The 22019-nt window shown below is 65.6% G+C and carries 19 protein-coding genes; 3 read left to right on the forward strand and 16 right to left on the reverse strand.

Annotated features, from left to right (window positions below; all coding sequences use genetic code 11):
• Positions 1–132: 132 nt before the first annotated feature.
• The 3 genes from ACMAUO_RS10680 to ACMAUO_RS10690 form a co-directional block, all read right to left on the reverse strand.
• The gene (locus ACMAUO_RS10680; RefSeq protein ID WP_420356863.1) at positions 133–1341 is read right to left on the reverse strand and encodes a DUF1501 domain-containing protein; all 1209 of its coding nucleotides are present in this window, start codon (positions 1339–1341) and stop codon (positions 133–135) included.
• A 3-nt stretch (positions 1342–1344) separates the two neighbouring features.
• Complete coding sequence (locus tag ACMAUO_RS10685; RefSeq protein WP_420356864.1) at positions 1345–2652, reverse strand: DUF1800 domain-containing protein; 1308 nt, start codon at positions 2650–2652, stop codon at positions 1345–1347.
• Between the two features lie 91 nt (positions 2653–2743).
• The gene (locus ACMAUO_RS10690) at positions 2744–3805 is read right to left on the reverse strand and encodes an FUSC family protein (protein WP_420356865.1); all 1062 of its coding nucleotides are present in this window, start codon (positions 3803–3805) and stop codon (positions 2744–2746) included.
• Positions 3806–3895: 90 nt separating this feature from the next.
• Between ACMAUO_RS10690 and ACMAUO_RS10695 the strand changes: the two genes are divergently transcribed.
• Together ACMAUO_RS10695 and ACMAUO_RS10700 are read left to right on the forward strand one after the other, a co-directional pair.
• On the forward strand, positions 3896–4342 hold the full coding sequence (locus tag ACMAUO_RS10695; RefSeq protein WP_420356866.1) for a MarR family winged helix-turn-helix transcriptional regulator: 447 nt from the start codon (positions 3896–3898) through the stop codon (positions 4340–4342).
• Positions 4343–4445: 103 nt separating this feature from the next.
• On the forward strand, positions 4446–5954 hold the full coding sequence (locus ACMAUO_RS10700) for a DHA2 family efflux MFS transporter permease subunit (RefSeq protein WP_420356867.1): 1509 nt from the start codon (positions 4446–4448) through the stop codon (positions 5952–5954).
• A 26-nt stretch (positions 5955–5980) separates the two neighbouring features.
• On the opposite strand, the gene ACMAUO_RS10705 is transcribed toward ACMAUO_RS10700, so the two are convergent.
• Positions 5981–6697 carry a TetR/AcrR family transcriptional regulator gene (locus ACMAUO_RS10705; RefSeq protein WP_420356868.1) on the reverse strand — a complete coding sequence of 239 codons (717 nt, stop codon included), beginning with the start codon at positions 6695–6697 and terminating at the stop codon, positions 5981–5983.
• 351 nt (positions 6698–7048) lie between these two features.
• Between ACMAUO_RS10705 and ACMAUO_RS10710 the strand changes: the two genes are divergently transcribed.
• Positions 7049–8629 (forward strand): acyl CoA:acetate/3-ketoacid CoA transferase, encoded by a 1581-nt coding sequence (locus tag ACMAUO_RS10710; protein ID WP_420356869.1) that lies wholly within the window; start codon positions 7049–7051, stop codon positions 8627–8629.
• Positions 8630–8799: 170 nt separating this feature from the next.
• Here ACMAUO_RS10710 and ACMAUO_RS10715 read toward each other — a convergent pair whose 3' ends face one another.
• The 12 genes from ACMAUO_RS10715 to ACMAUO_RS10770 form a co-directional block, all read right to left on the reverse strand.
• On the reverse strand, positions 8800–9837 hold the full coding sequence (locus tag ACMAUO_RS10715) for a zinc-dependent alcohol dehydrogenase (RefSeq protein WP_420356870.1): 1038 nt from the start codon (positions 9835–9837) through the stop codon (positions 8800–8802).
• A 35-nt stretch (positions 9838–9872) separates the two neighbouring features.
• Complete coding sequence (locus tag ACMAUO_RS10720) at positions 9873–10829, reverse strand: ABC transporter permease (RefSeq protein ID WP_420356871.1); 957 nt, start codon at positions 10827–10829, stop codon at positions 9873–9875.
• Positions 10826–12331, reverse strand: a complete 1506-nt coding sequence (locus tag ACMAUO_RS10725) for a sugar ABC transporter ATP-binding protein (RefSeq protein ID WP_420356872.1) — start codon at positions 12329–12331, stop codon at positions 10826–10828. Before ACMAUO_RS10725 ends, ACMAUO_RS10720 begins: the two co-directional genes overlap by 4 nt.
• A 6-nt stretch (positions 12332–12337) precedes the next feature.
• A complete protein-coding gene (locus tag ACMAUO_RS10730; RefSeq protein ID WP_420356873.1) occupies positions 12338–13303 on the reverse strand; it encodes an ABC transporter permease in 966 nt (321 codons plus the stop codon).
• A gap of 59 nt (positions 13304–13362) precedes the next feature.
• Positions 13363–14475: a sugar ABC transporter substrate-binding protein gene (locus ACMAUO_RS10735; RefSeq protein WP_420356874.1), complete on the reverse strand. Its 1113-nt coding sequence runs from the start codon at positions 14473–14475 to the stop codon at positions 13363–13365.
• A 159-nt stretch (positions 14476–14634) separates the two neighbouring features.
• Positions 14635–15648 carry an aldo/keto reductase gene (locus ACMAUO_RS10740; RefSeq protein ID WP_420356875.1) on the reverse strand — a complete coding sequence of 338 codons (1014 nt, stop codon included), beginning with the start codon at positions 15646–15648 and terminating at the stop codon, positions 14635–14637.
• A 181-nt stretch (positions 15649–15829) separates the two neighbouring features.
• On the reverse strand, positions 15830–16759 hold the full coding sequence (locus ACMAUO_RS10745; protein WP_420356876.1) for an electron transfer flavoprotein subunit alpha/FixB family protein: 930 nt from the start codon (positions 16757–16759) through the stop codon (positions 15830–15832).
• Positions 16759–17520: an electron transfer flavoprotein subunit beta/FixA family protein gene (locus ACMAUO_RS10750; protein ID WP_420356877.1), complete on the reverse strand. Its 762-nt coding sequence runs from the start codon at positions 17518–17520 to the stop codon at positions 16759–16761. The genes ACMAUO_RS10745 and ACMAUO_RS10750 overlap by 1 nt, the downstream gene beginning before the upstream one ends.
• Positions 17521–17536: 16 nt before the next feature.
• The gene (locus tag ACMAUO_RS10755) at positions 17537–18394 is read right to left on the reverse strand and encodes a sugar phosphate isomerase/epimerase family protein (RefSeq protein WP_420356878.1); all 858 of its coding nucleotides are present in this window, start codon (positions 18392–18394) and stop codon (positions 17537–17539) included.
• Between the two features lies 1 nt (position 18395).
• Positions 18396–19550: a dihydrodipicolinate synthase family protein gene (locus tag ACMAUO_RS10760; protein ID WP_420356879.1), complete on the reverse strand. Its 1155-nt coding sequence runs from the start codon at positions 19548–19550 to the stop codon at positions 18396–18398.
• A gap of 2 nt (positions 19551–19552) precedes the next feature.
• Positions 19553–20320 (reverse strand): 3-ketoacyl-ACP reductase, encoded by a 768-nt coding sequence (locus ACMAUO_RS10765; RefSeq protein ID WP_420356880.1) that lies wholly within the window; start codon positions 20318–20320, stop codon positions 19553–19555.
• Positions 20317–21459, reverse strand: a complete 1143-nt coding sequence (locus ACMAUO_RS10770) for an acyl-CoA dehydrogenase family protein (protein ID WP_420356881.1) — start codon at positions 21457–21459, stop codon at positions 20317–20319. The genes ACMAUO_RS10765 and ACMAUO_RS10770 overlap by 4 nt, the downstream gene beginning before the upstream one ends.
• Between the last annotated feature and the right edge of the window lie 560 nt (positions 21460–22019).

Genomic DNA, 22019 nt, shown 5'->3' on the forward strand with positions numbered 1-22019 from the left:
TGTACGGCAGAAGAAGGTGCGCGAGGACCGACCACGGCCCACATGACCCATGATCGTAGCGACGATCCCATAATTCCTTCGTCACGCCGAAAAAACAATTCTGAATATCCGCTCAGGACCATCCGGCGGCCTTCAGGCCACCCGCACCAGCCCCCGCATGGTCTCGCCCGTCGCCCCCGGAAAGATCCGCGCCAGCGCGCCATGGGGCACCCCCAGATGGTCGCGCAGCACGCCCCCCGCGACGGCGCGCAGATCGGTCGTCGGCGCCAGGTCGCGGTTTTCGAAAAGCTGGCCGGGCCGCAGGCCGGGCCACGAGCCCCCCACGCGCCCCCCGGCCACGGCACCACCCATCAGGAAGGCGACGGTCGCCGTGCCATGATCGGTGCCGCCGGTGCCGTTCATGCGTACGGTACGGCCGAACTCGGTCATGGCCAGCACGACCGTCCGCCGCCATTCCGCCCCCAGCGCGCCCCGCAACGCCTGCACGCCGCGATCGAGCTGGGCCAGAGGCCCCTTCAGGCGCCCGACCTGTCCGGCATGGGTATCCCACCCGCCAATCTCCAGCGCCGCGACGCGCGGGCCTTCCGGCGCCGCCAGCATCTGCCCGGCAGCGGTCGAGAGAACCGTGAACGGGTCCGGCTTGTGCCCATCCGCCGGCCGCGAGACAGCCGGCGCCCCATCCATGAGGGATTCGGAGAAGCCACGCGCCCTCAACCCGTCGCGAAAAGCCGGCCCCGTCAGCGGATCGGCCGCATTGAGCGCCGCGATCTGACGATACAGCGCCGGGTCCGGATGCTGGCTGGCAGCCGGCGCAAACGTGCCGATATGCGCCGCCCCCCGCAGCAGCAGCGGCACGGAGAGGCCCATGGCAAGCCCATACCCGTCCGGGCGGCGGCCGCGCCCCGGCAGGGCGGCGACGGCGCGGTTCAGCCAGCCACTGTCCAGCCGCTGGTCCGCGCCGCTTTCCAGGTAATCCTGCGCCTCGAAATGCGACCGGCTGCGATAATGCCCGGCCACCGCATGAATCGGCAGCATCTGCCCCGCGCCATACAGGTCGTGCAGCCCCGCCAGCGCCGGATGCAGGCCGTAGAAGCCGCCCAGATCCAGCAATCCCCCTTCCTGCCCCGGCTGCGGCAGCAGCAGGCCCTGCCGATGCGCCACGATGTCGGGGTCGCCATAGGGCGTCACGGCGGCAAGCCCATCCAGCGCGCCGCGCAGGATGATCACGACGAAGCGCGGATCGTCCGGGCCGCCCCCCGAGCCGGCAAGGGCAAGCGACGACCGCCCGCACGTCCAGCTCGCGGCAAGCCCCAGCAGGGCGGAACGACGACGGATCATCATGGGTCAGCGCCTCTGGAATTCGGGGGAGGAAAACAGCAGGGCCAGCGCATCCTGCCGCGACCCGGCCTGACGCATCGCCAGCACGGTCGGCTGCCGCAGGGCCGGCCCGAGCGCCGCATGGGCGATCTCCAGCGGGTCTCCCGCACGCACATGCGCGGCCATCCGCCAGGCCCAGTCGGTACGCGCCAGCAGGTCGGCCGGCGCCGACCAGTCCACCGCGCGGTCGCTCCACCCGTTCGGCAGCGGCGCCGTCCACAGCGGCTGCCCCAACCCGGCAAAAGCCGCGAACAACATATGTGCCGGCGTATGCGGATCATCCGGCCGGCTCGGCGCCCCGCCGAGCGACAGCGCGCGCATGACGGCGGTGGCATAATCCATCGGCGAACGGAACTTGCCGCCCGGCCGGCCCGCATCCGGCAGATCGGCCAGCGCCAGCGACGCCACCCCCAGATCCCCCCCGCTGGCCTGCAAGACAGCGGCAATCCGCGCAATATCACCCGGCGCCGGCGTGTCGGAGATAAAATGGCCGACCAGTTGCGTGGCAATGTGGCGATAGGTCGCCGGATGCGTGCCCAGGAAATGCAACGCCTGCACGCCCCCCGCCTCGCCTTCGGGAAACACCTGCCCCATCACGGTCTTCGCCCCGGGCTCATGCGCCTTGTCCCGAAAGACGAAGCCCGGCCGCTCGGCGCGCATGTCGACGCTCCAGCCGGTCAGGACGGCGGCAAACGCCGTCACATCGGCCTGGCTGTACCCGGCGGCGGGCGAGACCGTATGCAGCTCCAGGCATTCGCGCGCCAGGTTCTCGTTCAGCCCCTTTCGGCTTTTCCGCCCGGCGGAACTGTTCGGCCCGATGGAGGATGCATTGTCCAGATACATCAGCATCGCCGGATGACGCATGACGGCCAGCAGCATATCGGCGAAGCGCCCGGTCACATGCGGACGGATCGCCTCGCGCATATAGGCCCCCACCACGCCACGCGTGCCCCCCTGACGCATGCTGACAGTAAAATGATTGAACCAGAACCATGCCAGCCGCTCGCGAAACGGCTGTTCCGTCAGCAGCAGGGCGTCCAACTGGGTGGCGACCTCGGCCTGGAAGATCGGCTTGACCAAAGGGTCGCCCTGCATCTTCTCCCGCCGCTGCGTCCGCAGGGCGATCAGCCCGTCGGCGGTCTCGCCAACCCCCGTGAAGCGGGCGGCATCCGGCCCCTGCAACTGCCCGGCCAGCCAGTCGCGCGAGGCCTCGCGCGGCAGATCCCCGCCGCGCTCCCCCCAACCGAACCGGTTGACGACACTGGAAAGCTGCATGGCACGCTCCCGATGCGGAAAAACGACCCCAGGCCGCCTGTGTCTCTCTCACCCGGCAGCGTGATGCCGCTTTATGGCAGGAATCTGTCCCTCAGCCACACAGGGGCCGAATATCCCGTCTTTCACAATATCTTATCATTTTCACAACGACGATATTCACCGCCAGCAGCAGCGCCGCCCCCGCGATCGTCCACACCAGCCGATCGACCAGGATCGCTTCGCCGATGGTCTTCCCCCCGCCGACCAGCACCATGATCAGCGGCGTCGCGACCATGCTGTAGAGCATGTAATTGTGCTTTCGCGCCACCATGCTCGCAATGCCAAGCCCGGCCAGAAACAGGATGAATTCGCCGCGCGAAGGCGCGTGAACCAGGAACAGGCACGACAGCAGCACACCCAGCGAAGCCCCCAGCGCCCGCTGCGAGGCCCGGATCGGAACCCGCTCCAACTGCCGCCGGCACAGCAGCGCCACGGTCAGCGCCGCCCACAGGACATGCCGCTCCGGCCACAGCGCATCCATCGACAGCGTCAGCGCCATCAGGACGGCGAGCCTGAGCGGAAACTGGCAGGCCGGCAGGCTGCGGCACGACCGCACCCACCGCCGCGCCTTCGCCCCCACCCCGATACCGGGCGCCGGCGGCGCCGAAGCCGACACCCCTTTCGCCAGAGCGGAGATCAGACACGCCGCCAGAATCCCCCCCGTCATCACCGGCACCACCAGGGCATGCGGATGATGCGCCTGCCGGGCCATCTCGGTCAGGATCACGACAAAGACGATGAACCGACCGGTGACGATCGCCGCGATCCGGTCGAAATTCCCGATCAGCGCGGCCAGCGTCGTCGCCCCCCACAGCCCCATATCGGCCCAGCCCCCGCCACCGGCGAGGCACCCGCCGACAAGACAGGCCAGAAAGAGCGACAGCGTCATCAGCACGATCTCTTCCGCCCGCGCCCGCGCCGAGCCATGAAGCGTCACATTGCCGGCCAGCAGCGCCCCCGTCGCGACCGCCAGCCCCATCCCCAGCCGCCCCGCCAGCAGGCCGAGCCCGATCGGCAGCACGATCAGCCCGCTGGAGACGACAATCTCCAGCCATCGCAGTTCCGTCTGCCGGTCCAGGCGCAGGACATCCGCCATGTGACTCTTCAAACCCACGGGATCAGCCTCCTTCCAGTCATGGCCATACGCGAATCCATACGCTATGCGTATCATATGAGCCCGCAAAAGATACGCAGTACGTACTAAATGACAGACATACGCACCCGCGATATCGCCCGGCTGATGAGCGGCATCCTCTGGCTGGGCCGCCGCCTGCGCCGCGAGCGGCCCGAAGAGTCCCTGCCGCTGGCGATGATCGGCATCATGGGCACGCTCTACCGGCTCGGCCCGATGCCGGCGGCAAGGCTGGCGGCGCACGAACTCCTGCAACCCCAATCCCTGACCCGCATCATCGCCACGCTGGAACAGCACGGCCATATCGCGCGCCAGCCCAACCCGGCCGACCGGCGCGAAATCATCCTCTCCCTGACCCAGGACGGCCTGCGCGCCCTCTCCGCCGACATGGAAAGGCGGCGGGAATGGCTGGCCGATGCGATGGCCCACGCCCTGACGGCGGAGGAACGCGCCAGGCTGCTGGCCTGCGAGGACATCTTCGCGAAACTCGCCTGGTACGAAAAGGACGATCCGAACTGAACGGAATACGCTTTCAGCCCCGTCCGACATCGGGCAGAACCGTTTCTTTCGACAGCCCGCGTCCGCCAGCCCCATCGAAAGCCACCCCACCGAAAGCCGCCCCATGAACGCCACCAGCACGCCCCGCCCGGATGACGACAGGCTGGACCCGCATTTGCTGCGGATCGCGGCGGTGGTGGTCCTGGGCACCTTCATGTCGATCCTCGACACCACGATCATCAACGTGGCGATCCGCGACCTGTCGCACGATTTCGGGGCCTCGCTGGCCACGACGCAATGGATCTCGACCGGCTACATGCTGGCCCTGGCGACCGTGATTCCCCTGACGGGCTGGGCCGCCGACCGCTTCGGCACCAAGCGGCTGTACATGACGTCGATCCTCCTGTTCCTCGGCGGCTCCGCCCTGTCGGGCGCGGCGTGGTCCATGCCCACGCTGATCCTGTTCCGCGTGCTCCAGGGGCTGGGCGGCGGCATGATCATGCCCGCCGGCATGACGATCCTCAGCCACGCCGCCGGCCCCAGGCGCATCGGCCGGCTGATGGGCCTTATCGGCGTGCCTATGCTGCTGGGGCCGATCTGCGGCCCGATCCTCGGCGGCTGGCTGGTCGATGACGTCTCATGGCGCTGGATCTTCTTCGTCAACCTGCCCGTCGGCGCCATCGCGCTCTACGCCGCCCAGCGGGTTCTGGAGCCCGACGAGCCCAAGCCGCACCACGCGCTGGACTGGCTGGGCCTGCTGCTGCTCTCCCCGGGGCTGGCGATCTTCGTCTTCGGCCTCGCCCGCATTGCCGCCGCCGGCGATTTCAGCGCCCCCACCGGAGACATCGCGGCCATTGCCGGCCTCGCGCTGGTGTCCGCCTTCATCGTGCACGCCCTGCGCCATCAGGACCCGCTGATCGACGTGCGGATGTTCACCCGCCGCACGGTCGGCGCCTCCGCGCTGACCACCTTCCTGTTCGGCACCGCCTTCTTCGGCATGTCCCTGATCCTGCCGCTCTATTTCCAGATCGTCAGGGGAGAGCCCGCCTTCGACGCCGGCATGCTCCTCGCCGCCCAGGGCATCGGCGCGATGCTCTCCATGCCGCTCGCCGCCCGCATGACCGACAGGATCGGCGCCGGCAAGGTCGTCCTGGCGGGCCTGACAAGCGTGGCGGCCGGCATGCTGGCCCTGAGCCGGATCGAAAGCACCACCCCCTTCTGGGCCATCGAACCGATGCTGTTCCTGCTCGGTCTGGGCATGGGCGCGACCATGATGCCCTCGATGAGTGCGGCGATGAGCACCGTGCAGCGCCATCAGGTCGCCCGCACCACCAGCGGGCTGAACGTGGTGCAGCGCGTCGGCGGCTCGATGGGCACGGCGCTGCTCGCGGTGGTGCTCAGTCACCAGCTTTCCGACATCGCCCCCGTCGCCCAGGGCGGCCTGGGGGCCCTGCGCACCCTCCCGCCGGCCACGCAGGCCCGTCTGGCCTCCGCGCTCAACGCGGCATTCGGCCACACCTTCCTGTGGTCGTTCGGGCTCATTCTCCTCGCCATCTGCCCGGCCCTCTTCCTCCCACGCAAGAAAAGCGGCACCCGAACGGACGAAGGCGCAGCCCTCTCCGCTATGGAATAAGAGGCTCCCGACCTGGCGGAAAGCGGTTACCGGCACACCATGTTATGGATCGTCTCGATATTGAATTCGATCCGCTTCTTCAGCGATTGCGGCGCCATGAAGTCGCAATTGAAGATGATGGAGCCGGTAAACCGGTTGGTCAGGTAATAATATCCAATGGCCGCGATCGTGATGTTCAGTTGCATCGCATCGACGCCCCCCCGGAACACCCCGGCCTTCTCCCCCCGGTCGAGCAGCGATTGCAGCCGTTTCAGCCGGCTCTGGCTGATGACGGGAATGATCCGGGAATCCCGCAGATGCGTGGCCTTGTAGAGGTTCGCGCTGTTGACCAGCGTAAGGAATTCCGGGTTATCCAGGTAATAATTCCACGTAAACCGCACCAGGCTTTCCAGAGCCTGCACCGGCTCCAGATGATCGAACTTCAGCGCCTGCTCCGCCTGATAAAGATCCGTGTAGGCATCTTCCAGAACCCGGGTAAACAGCGCCTCCTTGCCACCGAAATAATGGTAGATCATCCGCTTGTTGGCCTCGGCCTTCTCGGCAATCACATCGACGCGCGCCCCCGCCAGCCCGCTCATGGCGAATTCCCGCTTCGCCGCCGCCAGAATGCGCTTCTGCGTCGCCTCGGCATCGCGGGTGCGCGCCGGCGCCGGACTCGGCGCGGGGCTCGGCACGGCCACTTCCGGCTCCGCCGCTTTCCTGCGCGGTTCGCTCCGTCTGATGGCATTCGGTGTCTTTGACATACGGATATCCTTGTCGCAGCGGCGACCAGCATTGCGGCCGTCGAATGGACGCGACCAGATATGGCCGCAAATTTAACCCCAGGCAGAAGCGGTCACAAGGCTTTTGCCACCCTCGCCAGCCGGGGGCGGCAAACCACCGGCATCCGGGCCACCCGCCCGAAAAACAGCGCATCCGCAACATTTTCCACGGCCGCTCTCCCCATCCTTGCCCTCATTCGAATCACAGCCGGCCGGCAAATGCCACCCGGCAAACGCCAGTGTGATGGGGCACGCCGCCTTCTCCCCTTGCGGCCTTCATGCCCGATCATATATCTAACCAGATAGTTACATTTAGCCAGAAGAGAATTCGGCATGTCGAAAATCAGAACGGCCACGAACGTCGCATCGCTGGTTGAAGATGGCGCCATCGTCGCCGTGAATTCATCGAGCGGCCTGTGCTGCCCCGATGCCATCCTCGCGGCCCTGGGCGCGCGTTTCCGCACCGAGGGCGCGCCACGCAACCTCACGACCATCCACCCCATCGCCGCCGGCGACATGTTCGGCACCAAGGGGGTGGACCATCTGGCCCAGCCGGGCATGATCAGCAAGATCATCGGCGGCTCCTACCCCTCCGGCCCGTCCTCGGCCGAACCGCCGGTCATCCGGCAGATGGTCAAGCGCAACGAGGTCGCGGCCTACAACGTGCCCAGCGGCATCATCTTCGACATGCTGCGCGAAGGCGCCGCCAAACGGCCCGGCGTGATGACGAAAGTCGGCCTCGACACCTTCGTCGACCCCACGCAGGAAGGCTGCGCGATGAACGAGGCCGCCCAGGCCGAGCCCGTCGTCAGCAAGATCGAGTTCATGGGCGAGGAATGGCTCTATTTCCCCGCCATCCACCCCACCGTGGCCATCATCCGCGCCACCACCGGCGACGAGCGCGGCAACCTTACCTTCGAGGACGAAGGCGCCTATCTGGGCGCGATGGAACTCGCCCTCGCCGCCCACAATAACGGCGGCATCGTCATCGCCCAGGTCCGCCGCGTCGCCCAGTCCGGCACCCTGCGCCCCCACGATGTCCGCGTGCCCGGCATCCTGGTCGACTACGTCGTCGAAACCCCCGACCAGCTCCAGACCACCGCCACCCCATACGACCCGGCGATCTCGGGCGAGGTCTTCAAGCCTCTCGACAGCTTCGCCCTGCCCGAATTCAACGTCGCCAAGGTCATGGCCCGCCGCGTCGCGCGGGAACTGCAACCCGGCTGGGCGGTCAATATCGGCTTCGGCATCTCGGCCAACGTGCCGCGCATCCTGCTTGAGGAAGGCCGCCACGGCGACGTCACCTGGGTGATCGAGCAAGGCGCCGTCGGCGGCATCCCCCTGCTCGACTTCAAGTTCGGCTGCGCCGCCAACGCCGAAGCCTTCGTCGCCTCGCCCCACCAGTTCACCTATTTCCAGGCCGGCGGCTTCGACGTCTCCCTGCTCTCCTTCCTCCAGATCCACCCCAACGGCTCGGTCAACGTCTCCAAGCTCTCGGCCCAGCCCCACGTCACCGCCGGCTCGGGCGGCTTCGTCGACATCACCTCGCGCGCCCGGCGCATCATCTTCTCCGGCTATTTCAACGCCGGCGCCAAATTCTCCATCGCCGACGGCCGACTGATCATCGAGCGCGAAGGCAAGATCGCCAAAATCGTCGATGAACTGGAGCAGATCTCCTTCTCCGGCCCCCGCGCCATCGCCCAGGACCAGGAAGTCCTCTACGTCACCGAACGCTGCGTCATGCAGCTCACCCCCGACGGCCTGATGGTCACCGAAATCGCCCCGGGCATCGACCTCCAAACCCAGATCCTCGACCAGGCCCAGGCCCCGCTGCTGGTCTCGCCCACCCTGCGCCTCATGGACGCCAGCCTGTTCCACCCCCACGTCACCCCGGCTCATCGGGCGGCGGCCTGAACACAAAAAGGGAGAGCGGTTATTAATCCGCTCCCCCTTTCTCTTCTTTTTCTGAAGAAAAAGAAGCAAAAAAACTTTTGATCCGTTCAGGGCCATCGCGTGCCCCGGCAAAAAACTCCTGAACGAATCAAAGTTTTTTGGTTCTTTTTTTTCAAAAAAGAACAGAAACCTTACATCACAGGGCTGATCTGCACCTTCAACACCCCCGGCCGATCCCGCAGCGTATCGAACGCCGACTGGATCGCACGCAGCGGAACCACGCTGCCGGTAAAGGGCTCCACCAGGAACCGCCCATGCGTCAGCAGGGCCAGCGCGTCGTGCATATCCTCTCCCATGCCGGCCACCGATCCCTTGATCGAATTTTCCTTCAGCACCATCTCCAGCAGCCGCAGCGGGATGGTATCGTCCGGCCCGGTAATGCCGAACGCCGCCACATGCCCACCCGGCCGGATCAGTTCGAACGCCTGCGCATAGAGCGCGGGCAAGCCGATGCTTTCGATCACGATATCCGCCCCACGCCCCCCGGTCATGGACCGCACCACCTCCAGCACCCGCTCGGGCTGTGTCACCACCGCATCCGCCCCGGCGCGCGCCGCCAGTTCCGCCCGCTCGGGCGAGAGTTCGACGGCGATGATCGGCGCCGCCCCCACCAGACGCATCATCTGGATATGCAGGTTGCCGATCGGCCCGGCCCCCAGCACCACCACCGACTGCGCGAATCCCGCCCCCGCCTTGCGCGCGGCGCGCACGACGCAGGCCACCGGCTCGGTCAGCGCCAGCACCTCCGGCGCCACATCGTCCGGCGCGGGAATGATCTGCCGCGCCGGCACCGCGACATATTCGGCAAACGCGCCATCGCGATGAATGCCCACCTGCCGCATCTCGCTGCAATTCAGGATCTCGTTCCGCCGGCAGAAATAGCAGTGCCCGCAACCGATATTGATATCGGCCACCACCCGCTGCCCCACCGCCAGCCCGCTGACCCGCTCGCCGAGCCGCGCCAGCGTGCCGGTGAATTCATGCCCCGGAATAAAGGGCAGCCGGTCCGCCGCATAATGGCCCTGGAAGATATGCACATCCGTGCCGCAGATGCCGCAGCGATCCACCCGCACCAGCACATCGTCCGGCCCGATGGCGGGAACCGGCACGCGCGTCACCTCGAACTGTCCCGGTGCCATCAGCACCGCCGCTTCCATAGTGTTGTCCATGTCCGTTCTCCCGGATCGCTTCCAGGGCGATCCGACTATTTGACGATCCGCATTTTCGAGCGGTCGATGGTCGTGGCGATCGCCACGATCAGCACGAGGCCGAAGAAAATCTGCTGCCCCATGGCGGGAATGTTCAGATACAGCATGCTGGCACGGATCACGGCCACGATCATGGTGCCGATCACGGTATTGACCACGCCACCCACGCCCCCGGTCAGCGGCGTGCCGCCCACCAGCACCGCGACGATGGCCGGCAGCAGGAACCCTTCCGCCAGCGTGGGCGACCCGCCCGACAGCTTGACGGAAAAGACCAGCCCCGCGATCGCCGCGAACATGCCCGACAGCGCGAAGGCGAGGATCTTGTAGCGTTCCACCCGGATGCCCGAGGAAACGGCCACCGGCTCCCCGGCCCCGATCGCCTTGAAGGTCCGCCCGGCCGTCATCCGCCCCTGGATGAACCACGCCACCACCACCAGCAGCAGCGCCACGATCAGCTCATGCGGAATGCCCGCGGTACGCCCCACCATCCAGCCGAAGGCATGCCGCCGCTGCTCGGCATCCATGTGCAGCGCCTGCTGGCCGGAGGCAAACTGCCCCACCGACAGCGCAATGCCCCCCACAGCCAGGGTGGAGATGAAGGAGGGCACCTTCAACCGTGTGGTCACCACCCCCGACACCGCGCCGAACGCCAGCCCGACGGCCAGAACCAGCACCCCGGCCCCGACACCCGCCGAAGGCAGCGCGATCGTCGCCAGCACCGTCGCCATGTTCGCGATCGATTGCGACGACAGGTCGATACTGCCGATATAGATCACCAGCGTCATGCCGATGGCCATGATCAGCAGCGGCACGATATCGGCCGCCAGGTTCAGCAGATTGTCCGGGCGGAGGAAATTCATATCCGTGATGCCGACCAGGATGGTCAGGGTGGTCAGCGTGATCCACGGAAAATGCCGCCGCAGCCGCTCGGTCAGGGCCACCCGGTCGGTCATACCATGTGATGGATCAGGTCGTAGAGAGAAGGCTTTGCGCCCGGCTGACAATTGAACCATGTCCTGATCTCTCCATCCTTGATGACCGCAATGGTGTGACTGAGGCCGATGGCCTCCTCCAATGTATCCGCGACCAGAATGACCCCGACCCCATCGGCCGACATGTCCCGCACCATGTCGTACACGTCTTCCTTGGCGCCGATATCGAGGCCCCGCGTCGGGTGATCGAGCAGGATGATGTCCGACCCGCCGCTGCGCCATTTGGCCAGAACGACTTTCTGCTGGTTGCCACCCGAGAGATTCCCGCAATCGGACTCTTCCGACGGCACCTTGATCGACAGGCGCTTGATCCAGTCCCGCGCCAGCGCCCGCTCGGCGGGAATATCCAGCACCCCGCCACGGGAATACCGCCCCATCTGCGACAGCGTCATGTTCTCATAGACATTCATGCCGCTGGCGATGCCCTCGATCTTCCGCTCACGCGGGATATACCCCACGCCGTGCGCGACACTGTTCGAGGCGCTGAACGTCCGCATGGCCTCGCCCCGAATACGGATCGTGCCTTTCTCCGGCTTCTTCAGACCGAAGATCGCCCGCAGAATCCCCTCGCGCCCGGCACCCTCGACGCCCACCAGCGCCAGAACCTCGCCCGCATGCAGCGTCAGCGAAACCGCGTGATGCCGGCCGGGCAGCACGACATTGTCCAGTTCCAGCAGCACCTTGCCCGCGTCAAAGGGCACCTGCCGGTTCTCGCGATAATATTCCAGCGCGATATCCCGCCCGACCATCTTCTTCTGGATGGTCTCCACCCGCGCATCCTTCGCCGCGAGCACATCGACCACCGTGCCGTCCTTCAGCACATAAATCCGGTCCGACAGCGCGATGATCTCGTCCAGCCGGTGCGACACGAAGACGAACGAAGCCCGCCGCCGCAATTCCCGCACCAGGCCGAACAGCAGGTCGATTTCCTCCTTCGACAGCACCGAGGTCGGCTCGTCGAGCAGAATCACCAGATGCCCCTCGACGCGTTCTTCCAGCGCCAGCACCTTCGCCAGTTCCACAAGCTGGCGCTGGGCGAAGGTCAGGCGCGAGGTGATCATGCCGGGGTCGATATCCAGCTTCACCTTGCGCAACTGCACCCGCGCCGCCTGCGCCATCTTCCGCCACTGGATCACCCCCAGATGCACGAACTGCTGCTCGAACCCCAGAAAGATGTTTTCCATCACGCTGAGGTTCGGAATCAGCGACTGCTCCTGGTACACCATGCCGATGCCCATCTTCATCGCGTCGCGCGGACTGCGAAAATGGACGGGCGCACCGTCGATCAGGACGCTGCCGGCATCCGGCTGCACGGCGCCGTAGATGATCTTCATCAGGGTGGATTTCCCCGCCCCGTTCTCGCCGACCAGCCCGATGATCTCGCCGGGCGCGATCGCCAGATCGACCCCCTTGAGAACATGGACGCCCGGATAACGCTTTTCGACGTTCCGCAACTCGAACATGGCACATTACCTTGCGAAGGAGACCGACCGGCGATCCATGGACAGATACACCGCCGTGATCACGAGCAGCCCGAGCACGCCGTCCTGGAGGTAGTCAGGCAGCCCGACCACCACCATGCCGTTGCCGATCACATTCACGATCAGCACACCGACCAGCGTGTTCCACACACCGCCCGATCCCCCGGCCAGCGCGGTTCCACCCACCACCACCGAGGTAATGGAGAGGAACATGAACCCGGTCCCGGTCTCGGTTTCCGCAATCCCCAGCCGCGCCACCGCCAGGATCGCCCCCAGCGCGAAGAAGACGCCGGCGATGACAAAGCCGATCACCCGCACCCGCCCGACATTCAGCCCGGATGCCCGCGCCAGATCCTCCCCGCCACCGATGGCATAGAAATTGCGCCCGATGGTCGTCCGGTCCTGGATGAACCAGGCCACCAGCAACCCGCCCAAAGCCGCATACGCCATCAGCGGAAAATTCAGGATGCGCACCGTCAGCAGCGAGCGGAACAGCGGGTCGCCGATCAGGATGCGATTGCCCCCCGTCATCAGCAGCGACAGGCCGACCCCGACAAACCCCATGGACAGGCTGGCCATGAACGAGGGAATCCGCAGCCGCACATGGATCATGCCATTGACGGCCCCCAGCACACCGCCGGCCAGCAGCGCGCCCGGAATGGACAGCCACCCCATATGGGCCAGCGACCCGCCCAGACGGTTCAGCAGCATGGCGAAGACCACCGCGCACACCGCCACCGTGCCTTCCATCGACAGATCGATCGACCCCATCAGGATCACGAAGGTCGCCCCCACCGCCACCATCAGCGCCGGCGAGGACGAAACGGCGATCCGGGCGAAATTCCGCAGCGACAGGAAATGGGGATTCACTGCCGTAAAGAACAGGACAAGCACCAGCAACACCAGAAACGGCACCCATTTTCTGATATTGTCCATCACAAGACCATGCTTCATGGTTGCATCTCGTTTTCAGGAAACGACGCATCAGGACAACCGGACGAAATCCGGAACTCTTACGACCGGTACTGGATCTGGCCCTTGCTGAGTCCCCAGAAATCCTTCCAGTCATATTTCGGGTTGCTGTCGATGTATTTCGCCTTGAAATCGCGGGCATCCTTGGTCGTGATCAGCACGGTCGGCCCGTAGAATTCGCGATGTTCCTTGGGTTCGTTCGAGGGTTTGAAAACCCCCGTCGCCGCGTAATAGGCCAGCGACGCCGTAATGCCCCCACCCCAGTAAGGGTTCGTGAACACCGTCGCCAGAATCTTGCCCTGCGCCACCAGGTCCACCGCCTGCGGGTTGCCGTCATACGACACCACCGGCATGTTCTCGATCCCTTCGGCCCGCAGCGCCTCGATCACGCCATAGGCGATCGTATCGCTGGCGCAGTGCACGCCCTTGATCGCATCGCCATAGCGGGTCAGGAACCCCGACATCACCTGGTTGGCCTTCTGGGTATCCCAGTCGGCGGCCTGCTCGGCCAGCAGTTCGATATTCGGATAGCTCTTCAGCGCATTCTTCAGCCCGGCCAGCCGCTCGATCGCCGGATTGTTCGAGGCAATGCCGCCCAGATGCACAACCCCGCCCTTGCCGCCCATGGCATCGAACAGAATCCGCGCCGTCTGTTCCGAAGGCCCGACGTCAGACCATGTCATGTGCGAAACGTAATTGTCGCCAAAATCCCATGGATGCAGGTCGTCGGTCTTGTTCCAGATCGTCGAGACATACGCCCCCGCCCCGGTCACCGCCTCCACCACCGGGCGGCAGTTGGGCATGTCGTTGGGGTCGGCGGCCAGCGCCACCCCGCTGCCATAGCGCGAGAGCAGCGCCTTGATATCGGCCAGCGATTTCTCGCTGGACCCGCCATTGATCAGGTTCAGCAGCGCGCTCTTGGGCAGGCCGAGGCTCTCCACGAAAGCCTCCCCGCCCGAGACGATCGAATTCCAGTACGGATTGGTCCGGTCGCGATAGCTCCACGCGATCTTGGGGTTCTGCACCGCCGCGCGGGCGAAGCCCGGCCGGAAGGAGGCCGCCGCCGCCATGCCACCCAGCCCGTAGGCCGAGAGCAGAAGCAGGTTGCGGCGATTGATCGTCTGCTGCTCGATATATTTCTTGATGAAGGACATATCTGTCTCCGGGGCGCCTGCATGTCCTGCATGTCGTCGGCTTCGGGGCCGGTTTTCACGACGATGCGGCGCTCTTATTATCGAACTAGATAGTTACCTAAATTCGGCCGTAAATCAACGAACCCGATCGCACAGCCGCGTGAAGTCCGGCGCCATGCCTCACGGCGTCGGCGCGTTCTCGCGCAGCAACCCGTGCCGCTTCAGATCGGCCCAGAATTCCGCCGGAATCGGATAGCTGAACCATTGCAGGTTCTGCTCAAGCTGCTCCACCGTGCGCGTCCCGGCACAGAAGGACGGAATGGCCGGATGCGCCACGACAAACTGGAGCGCCGCCGCCGGCAACGGCACGTCATGCTCCCGACACACCCCTTCGATCCGCGCCACCCGCTCCATGATCGCGGGCGAGGCCGGCGCATAATTATATTTCGCCCCCGGCACCGCGCCGGTCGCCAGAATGCCGGAATTGAACCCCCCGCCGACCAGCACCGCCGCCCCCCGCGCCTCGCACAGCGGCAGGAATTCGTCCAGCGCATCCTGCTCCAGCAGCGTGTAGCGCCCGGCCAGCAGGAAACAGTCGAAATCCCGCATCGTCAGCGCCTGGTGGCAGACCTCCCACTCATTCACCCCCACCCCAATGGCCTTCACCACGCCTTCGGCGCGCAGCCGCTCCAGCGCCCGCCAGCACCCGTCCATCGCCTGCGCGAACAGTTCGGGCTGCGCATCGCCCTGCGTGAAGCGGTCCACGTCATGAATGAACATCATGTCGATCCGCTCCAGCCCCAGCCGCTGAAGCGAATCCTCGAACGACCGCATCGTGCCGTCATAGCTGTAATCGAATACCATCCGGTTGGGCGCGGCATTGCTCCACGGCGCGAAGTCGATCTCCGACCGCCGCGCCGCATGCAGCACCCGCCCCACCTTCGACGCCAGCACGAATTCATCGCGCGCCTTCCAGCGCAGCGCATGGCCCAGCCGCAATTCGGCCAGCCCATGCCCATACATCGGCGCCGTATCATAAAAGCGCACGCCGGCATCCCATGCGTGGCGGATCATGCCCTCCGCGACATCTTCCTCCATCTCACGCAGGAAATTGCCGATCGGCGCGGTGCCGAAGGCAAACGCGGTCACATCCAGGCCGGTCCGGCCGAATTTACGCTTCTCCGAAGGTTGCATCGTCGGTCGTCCTTTTCTTGTTTCGATGTTCTTTTGTGCATCGTTTTTTTCTTCGTTCTTTTTTGAAAAAAAGAACCAAAAAACTTTGATTCGGTCAGGAGCCTTGTGCTGGGGACACACGATGTCCCTGAACGATTAAAAGTCTTTTTGCTTCTTTTTCTTCAGAAAAAGAAGACTTCCCTCATAACTTCCCCGTCAACTCCGGCACGATCGAGAACAGATCCCCCACCAGCGCATAATCCGCCACCCGGAAGATCGGCGCATCCTCATCCTTGTTGATGGCCACGATCACTTTCGAATCCTTCATCCCGGCCAGATGCTGGATCGCCCCGGAGATCCCCACCGCGATATACAGGTCGGGCGCCACCACCTTGCCGGTCTGCCCCACCTGCCAGTCATTGGGCGCATATCCCAGATCGACCGCCGCCCGGCTGGCCCCGACGGCCGCCCCCAATTTATCGGCCAACTGGATAATGGCATCGAAATTCTCTTTCGACCCCACGCCCCGCCCGCCGGACACAACCACCCGGGCCGATGCCAGTTCCGGCCGCTCCGAAACCACCGCCGCATCCTCGATCCAGGAAGAAAGCCCCGGATCGGCCACCGCCGCCACGCTCTCGACCGGCGCCGGCTCCTGCGCGCCCACCGCGCCGAAGGCCGAGGTCCGCACGGTAAAGACCGCGACAGGATCGGTCGATTGCACCGTCTGCACCGCATTGCCGGCATAGACGGGGCGATCGAACGAATCCTCGCCATGCACCGCGATCACGTCCGACAGCACCATGACATTCAGCAGGGCGGCGACGCGCGGCAGGATGTTCCGCGCAAAGGCGGTCGCGGGTGCCGCGATATGCCGATAGCCCGCGGCCCGCGACACGACCAGCGCCGCCGCCGGCTCCGCCAGCCCATGGCCCAGGCTCTCGCTCTCGGCCAGCAGCACTTTCGAAACACCCTTGAGCGCGGCGGCCTCCCGCGCCGCCTCCCCCGCCCCTTCACCGGCGGCGATCAGCACATGCACGTCGCCAAGAGATGCAACAGCCGACAGCGTCCGCGCGACCGCGTCGGCGGCCAGACGGCCCTGGTTGGTTTCGGCCAGCAGCAGAACAGTCATCAGAGTACTCCCGCCTCGGTCTTCAGTTTCGCAATCAGCTCATCCACCGACGCCACCCGCACGCCCGCGACACGCTGCTTCGGCTCGACCGTGCGCGTAATCTTCAGCCGTGGGGTCACATCCACATCCAGTTCCGCCGCCGTGCGTTCCTCCAGCGGCTTCTTCTTGGCCTTCATGATGCTGGGCAACGCCACATAGCGCGGCTCGTTCAGGCGCAGATCGACGGTCACGACCGCCGGCAGCGTCACGCCGATGGTCTGCAACCCGCCATCGACCTCCCGCGTCACCACCGCCCGGCCATCGGCAATCTCGATCTTCGAGGCAAAGGTCGCCTGCCCCCACCCCAGCAGCCCCGCCAGCATCTGCCCGGTGGCGTTCATGTCGTTATCAATGGCCTGCTTGCCGGCAATCACCAGGTCGGGCCGCTCCGCCTCGACAATCCGCGACAGCAGCCGGGCCACCGCCAGCGGTTCGATATCCTGGTTCACGTCAGAGGTCGCATCGACCAGGAGCGCCCGGTCGGCCCCCATGGCCAGCGCCGTACGCAACGTATCCTTCGCCTGCGGCACACCGATCGACACGACGACGATCTCGGTGGCAACGCCCTTCTCCTTCAGGCGCACGGCTTCCTCGACCGCGATTTCGTCGAACGGATTCATCGACATCTTCACGTTCGCCAGCTCGACGCCCGAGCCATCGGTCCGGACCCGCACCTTCACGTTGTAGTCGATCACCCGTTTGACAGGGACAAGAATCTTCATGATTTCCTCGGCATGTTCAGCAGACGGACCGGAAGCGTTCGACCATCACGTCCAGGACCTCCGCAGGGTCACGCTTCCACCAATTATTCGCGGAGAAGATTTCCACCTCGCAGAAGCCCTCGTACCCGGCTTCCTCGACCGACGCGCGCAGGCCGCGCAGGTCGGCCACGCCATCGCCCATCATGCCCCGGTCCAGCAGCACATCCGTCGTCTGCGCCAGCCAGTCGCACAGATGAAAGCCGAAGATCCGGCGCCCGGCCCGCGCCGTCTGCGCCGGCAGGTCGGTATCCCACCACACATGATAGACATCGACCGCCACGCCCAGATGCGCGTCGCCGATCCGGTCGCAGATATCCAGCGCATCCCGCGTCGTCATCAGGCACGACCGGTCGCCGCCATAGACCGGGTGCAAAGGCTCCAGCGCCAGCTTCACCCCGCAGGCGGCAGCATGGGGCAAGGCCTCCGCCACCCGGTCCGCCACGATATTCAGGCTGTCGCGCACCCCTTTCGTCCCGACCGCGACCCCACCGGTCACGATCGTCAGCACCGGCGCGCCAAGCTCGGCGGTCTGGTCGATCGCCAGCCGGAAATCATCACGAATCTCCGCCACCCCGGCCGGCGCCAGCGGCCCGACCAGAAAAGGCGCGCGGCACAGCCCCACAACGCTGACACCGGCCGCCCGGGCACGGGCCCCGATGGCCGCCGCCCGCCCAGCGATCTCCCGCCGCCAGAACACGATGCCGCCGATCCCGCGCTCGGCGCAGGCATCGATGGTCCGTTCCGGCGACCATCCCGCCCCGGCGCCCGCGATATTATGGCCCAGCGTCGCGGTATTCAGGGCCAGCGCCGAATGGTCATGACGGAAATCGCGCATCTCATGCCCCGTAGAGCGCAAGCAGCGATTTCATGCGGCTGGCGGCAAGTTCAGGGTCACGCAGCAGCCCACATCCATCGGCAAGGCGGAAAATACCGGTGAAATACGGCAACGGCCGCATGGCCTGCGCCCCGTTCACCATGATGAAATGGTCCTGAAACCCGTTCAGCCACGCCAGAAACACCACGCCCGTCTTGTAAAACCGCGTCGGCGCCCGAAAGATCAGCCGCGCCAGCGGCACGGTCGGGTCCAGCGCGGCATGAAACGCCGCCACGTCGCCCTCGCCCAGCTTCGCCACCGCGTAGGAAGCCGCAGCCGCCAGCGGGTCGAAAATCCCCAGCAGGGCATGGCTGAACCCCTGCGTATCCCCGGCGATCAGTTCGGGATAATTGAAGTCGTCGCCGGTATACATCCGCACGCCCTCGGGCAGGCGGCGCCGCAGGATGATCTCCTTCTCCTTGTCCAGCAGCGAGATCTTGATCCCGTCGATGCGCGAGCGGTTTTCCTCGATGATCGCCAGCACCGTCTCCAGCGCCACATCGAAATCCCGGCTGCCCCAATAGCCTTCCAGCGCCGGATCGAACATCTCGCCCAGCCAGTGCAGGATCACCTTCTGGTCGCAACCGGCCAGCACCGTACGATAGACGCGCTCGTAATCCCTGCCGCTCTTCGCCACCTGCACCAGCGCGCGGCTGGCCATCAGGATCAGCCGCCCGCCGACAGCCTGAATGGCCTCGACCTGCTCCATATAGGCGCCGATCACCTGATCGACCGAGGTGACATCCGCCGGGTCCAGATGATCGGTCCCGCAGCCATTGCCGATCAGCGCATCGGGCAGTTCCGCCCGCGTGCGCCGGATCAGTTCCAGCGAGCGCGGCCAGTCCATCCCCATGCCGCGCTGCGCGGTATCCATGGCCTCGGCGATCCCCAGCCCCAGCCCGGCCAGATAGCGGCGGAACTCCAGGGTCTTCTCCCAGTCCACGGCGGCCTGCCCGGAGGGATCGGCGGCACTGAACGGATCGGCCACCACATGGGCCGCCGAATAGACGATCCGCGCGGGGTTGGCCGGCAGCACGGTGTGTGGCAGCGGCGTGCCGGTCAGGACGTAATCCGTCATCCGGCCCGTTTCGTCAGGAAGTGCGATTTTCATGGCCATTCTCAAAAACGGGGGACGAGCATTCCGGCATCGGCCGAAATCACCTGCCCGGTGGTGTAAGGAAGTTTGCCGGAGGCAAGGGTCGCGATGATGGTTCCCATCTCGGCCGGTTCCCCCACGCGCGGCATCAGCGTCAGCCCGTCGGCCGCGCGCTTGCGATAGGCTTCGATCACCGGCGCCGTCATGTCGGTCGCGATCAGGCCGGGCTGCACGTCATAGACGGCGATATTCTCCGGCCCCAGCCGCACCGCCAGCGCCTTCGACACCATCGCGGCGGCGGCCTTCGACACACAATATTCCGCCCGCTGCACGGCCACGGCGGAAGCGTTGGAAGAGGTGACGTTCACGATGGAATGAAACAGCCCCTCCGGCCGCTCCCGCGCCAGCAGAAGCCGCGCGAACGCCTGCGACAGAAAGAACACCCCCCGCGCATTGATCGTCAGGCAGCGGTCCCAGCTTTCCTCGCCGACCTCCAGCAGGTCGCCCCGGTGCAGCACGCCGACACCGGCATTGTTCACCAGCGTCGTCAGCGGCCCCAGCGTATCCTCGATCCGCGCCAGCCAGGGCGCATGGGCGGCGGTATCGCCGACATCGAACGCCGCCGCCATCACCGGCACGCCCAGCGCCTCGATCCGCGCCACCGCCGCGTGCAGTTCGGCATCGGCCACCGGCCCGTTGACCGCGACCGCGAACCCGGCGCGCGCCAGCGCCTCGGCCGCCGCCAGCCCGATCCCGCGCGAGGAGCCGGTCACGAGCGCGACCTGTCTCATGACCGCGCGCCCTTCTTCATCAGCTCGCGGGCAATGATCATGCGCTGGATCTGGTTGGTGCCTTCATAGATCTGCGTGATCTTGGCATCGCGATACAGCCGCTCGACCTCGAACCCCCGGATATAGCCCGAGCCGCCGAACACCTGCACCGCATCCGCCGTCCGCGCCACGGCGGTATCGCCGGCAAAGCATTTGGCCATGGAGCAGGACCGCGTGGCATCCAGCCCGCGATCGATCTTCACGGCGGCGGAATGCACCAGCAGCCGCGCCGCCTCGATATCCTTCGCCATGTCGGCCAGCAGCCACTGCACGCCCTGGAAGTCCGAGATCTGCTTGCCGAACTGCTTGCGGGTGCCGGCATAATCCACGGCGGCTTCCAGCCCCGCCTGGGCAATGCCCACGGCCAGGGCGGCAATGCCCACGCGCCCCTTGTCCAGCACGCTCATCATCATGTGGAACCCGCGCCCGGCCTCGCCCAGCAGCGCATCGCGCCCCAGCCGCACGTCGGAGAAATTCAGCCCGCCCACCTGGCTGGCCCGCTGCCCCATCTTGTGTTCCTTGGGCCCGCGCTCCACGCCCTGCGCGTGCAGGTCGACGATAAAGATCGACATGCCGCGCGTTCCCGCTTCCTTGTCGGTACGGGCCAGCACGAAGCCGGTATCGGCCACGGGCGCGTTATGGATCCAGATCTTGCCGCCATTCAGCACCCAGCCGTCGCCATCCTTCTCGGCGGTGGTGCGGATGCCCGACACATCGGTGCCGGCCTCGGGCTCGGTGATGCAGTACGCCACCTTGCGCCGCATGGCGAGGATATCGGGCAGCATCGCCTGCTGCCGCTCCGTGCCATGGCGCACCAGCAGGGTGGAAATCAGCTCCACCAGCCCGCACTGGTCGGCCACGCTGGCATAGCCGCGCGACAGTTCCTCCATCACCACCGCATAGGTCAGCGTATCGAAGCCGGGCCCGCCCAGCGCCTCGGGAACACCGATGCCAAACAGGCCCAGCTTGGCCATTTCGTCGTAGATTTCGGAAGGAAACCGCTCCTCGCGGTCCAGCGCCTCGGCGGCAGGGCGGATGACGTCGTCGGCAAAAGCCTGAACGGTCTCGCGCACCTGTTCCTGTGTCTCGTTCAGATACATTCCGGCATTCCCGTTCCATATGAACTAACTGGTTACATACATCTGCCACGGGACCCGATCAAGGACAAAGCGCGTGCCGGCCACGCCCCACACCGCGATTGTGGGGAAACACTTGCAAACACAGGCAATACCGGCACACGTCCTCCATAGGGACGCATCATGATGATTTTTCATCCTTATTGTTTTTTTCGCGGATTTTCCCCGTTCCCGCCCGATGCGCCCCGAGCGCTCCATCCACCCATCACGGCAAATTGAGTTACACCGCCCGATCCGCCGGTCTATCACAAGGTAACCAAATGGTGCATTTGGGCGAAGTCGTTCTAGAAAAAACAAGTGCCGTCGCAAAAAGACGATATCAGGCACGATAAAAACAGGACGTCGATAAGATGCGGACTCTGGAGATGACGCGACAGACAGTAAAAGCAGGCGCCCCATGCGCCCGCGAGATGCTGTTTCATCCGCGCAAGAAAACCCACCGGCCTTTCAACGGTTGACCACCCCACGGGCGCGCCCGCGTCCGTGTCGTGTCACAGCCGTTCCCGCATCCGATCGCGTCTCTG

The organism is Gluconacetobacter brunescens (assembly GCF_048695475.1).
Lineage (GTDB): Bacteria > Pseudomonadota > Alphaproteobacteria > Acetobacterales > Acetobacteraceae > Gluconacetobacter.

Coding starts and splice junctions, on each gene's coding strand:
- ACMAUO_RS10680 (WP_420356863.1), bottom strand. CDS start 1,341: ATGATGATCCGTCGTCGTTCCGCCCTGCTGGGGCTTGCCGCGAGCTGG.
- ACMAUO_RS10685 (WP_420356864.1), bottom strand. CDS start 2,652: ATGCAGCTTTCCAGTGTCGTCAACCGGTTCGGTTGGGGGGAGCGCGGC.
- ACMAUO_RS10695 (WP_420356866.1), top strand. CDS start 3,896: ATGACAGACATACGCACCCGCGATATCGCCCGGCTGATGAGCGGCATC.
- ACMAUO_RS10700 (WP_420356867.1), top strand. CDS start 4,446: ATGAACGCCACCAGCACGCCCCGCCCGGATGACGACAGGCTGGACCCG.
- ACMAUO_RS10705 (WP_420356868.1), bottom strand. CDS start 6,697: ATGTCAAAGACACCGAATGCCATCAGACGGAGCGAACCGCGCAGGAAA.
- ACMAUO_RS10710 (WP_420356869.1), top strand. CDS start 7,049: ATGTCGAAAATCAGAACGGCCACGAACGTCGCATCGCTGGTTGAAGAT.
- ACMAUO_RS10715 (WP_420356870.1), bottom strand. CDS start 9,837: ATGGACAACACTATGGAAGCGGCGGTGCTGATGGCACCGGGACAGTTC.
- ACMAUO_RS10720 (WP_420356871.1), bottom strand. CDS start 10,829: ATGACCGACCGGGTGGCCCTGACCGAGCGGCTGCGGCGGCATTTTCCG.
- ACMAUO_RS10725 (WP_420356872.1), bottom strand. CDS start 12,331: ATGTTCGAGTTGCGGAACGTCGAAAAGCGTTATCCGGGCGTCCATGTT.
- ACMAUO_RS10730 (WP_420356873.1), bottom strand. CDS start 13,303: ATGAAGCATGGTCTTGTGATGGACAATATCAGAAAATGGGTGCCGTTT.
- ACMAUO_RS10735 (WP_420356874.1), bottom strand. CDS start 14,475: ATGTCCTTCATCAAGAAATATATCGAGCAGCAGACGATCAATCGCCGC.
- ACMAUO_RS10740 (WP_420356875.1), bottom strand. CDS start 15,648: ATGCAACCTTCGGAGAAGCGTAAATTCGGCCGGACCGGCCTGGATGTG.
- ACMAUO_RS10745 (WP_420356876.1), bottom strand. CDS start 16,759: ATGACTGTTCTGCTGCTGGCCGAAACCAACCAGGGCCGTCTGGCCGCC.
- ACMAUO_RS10750 (WP_420356877.1), bottom strand. CDS start 17,520: ATGAAGATTCTTGTCCCTGTCAAACGGGTGATCGACTACAACGTGAAG.
- ACMAUO_RS10755 (WP_420356878.1), bottom strand. CDS start 18,394: ATGCGCGATTTCCGTCATGACCATTCGGCGCTGGCCCTGAATACCGCG.
- ACMAUO_RS10760 (WP_420356879.1), bottom strand. CDS start 19,550: ATGGCCATGAAAATCGCACTTCCTGACGAAACGGGCCGGATGACGGAT.
- ACMAUO_RS10765 (WP_420356880.1), bottom strand. CDS start 20,320: ATGAGACAGGTCGCGCTCGTGACCGGCTCCTCGCGCGGGATCGGGCTG.
- ACMAUO_RS10770 (WP_420356881.1), bottom strand. CDS start 21,459: ATGTATCTGAACGAGACACAGGAACAGGTGCGCGAGACCGTTCAGGCT.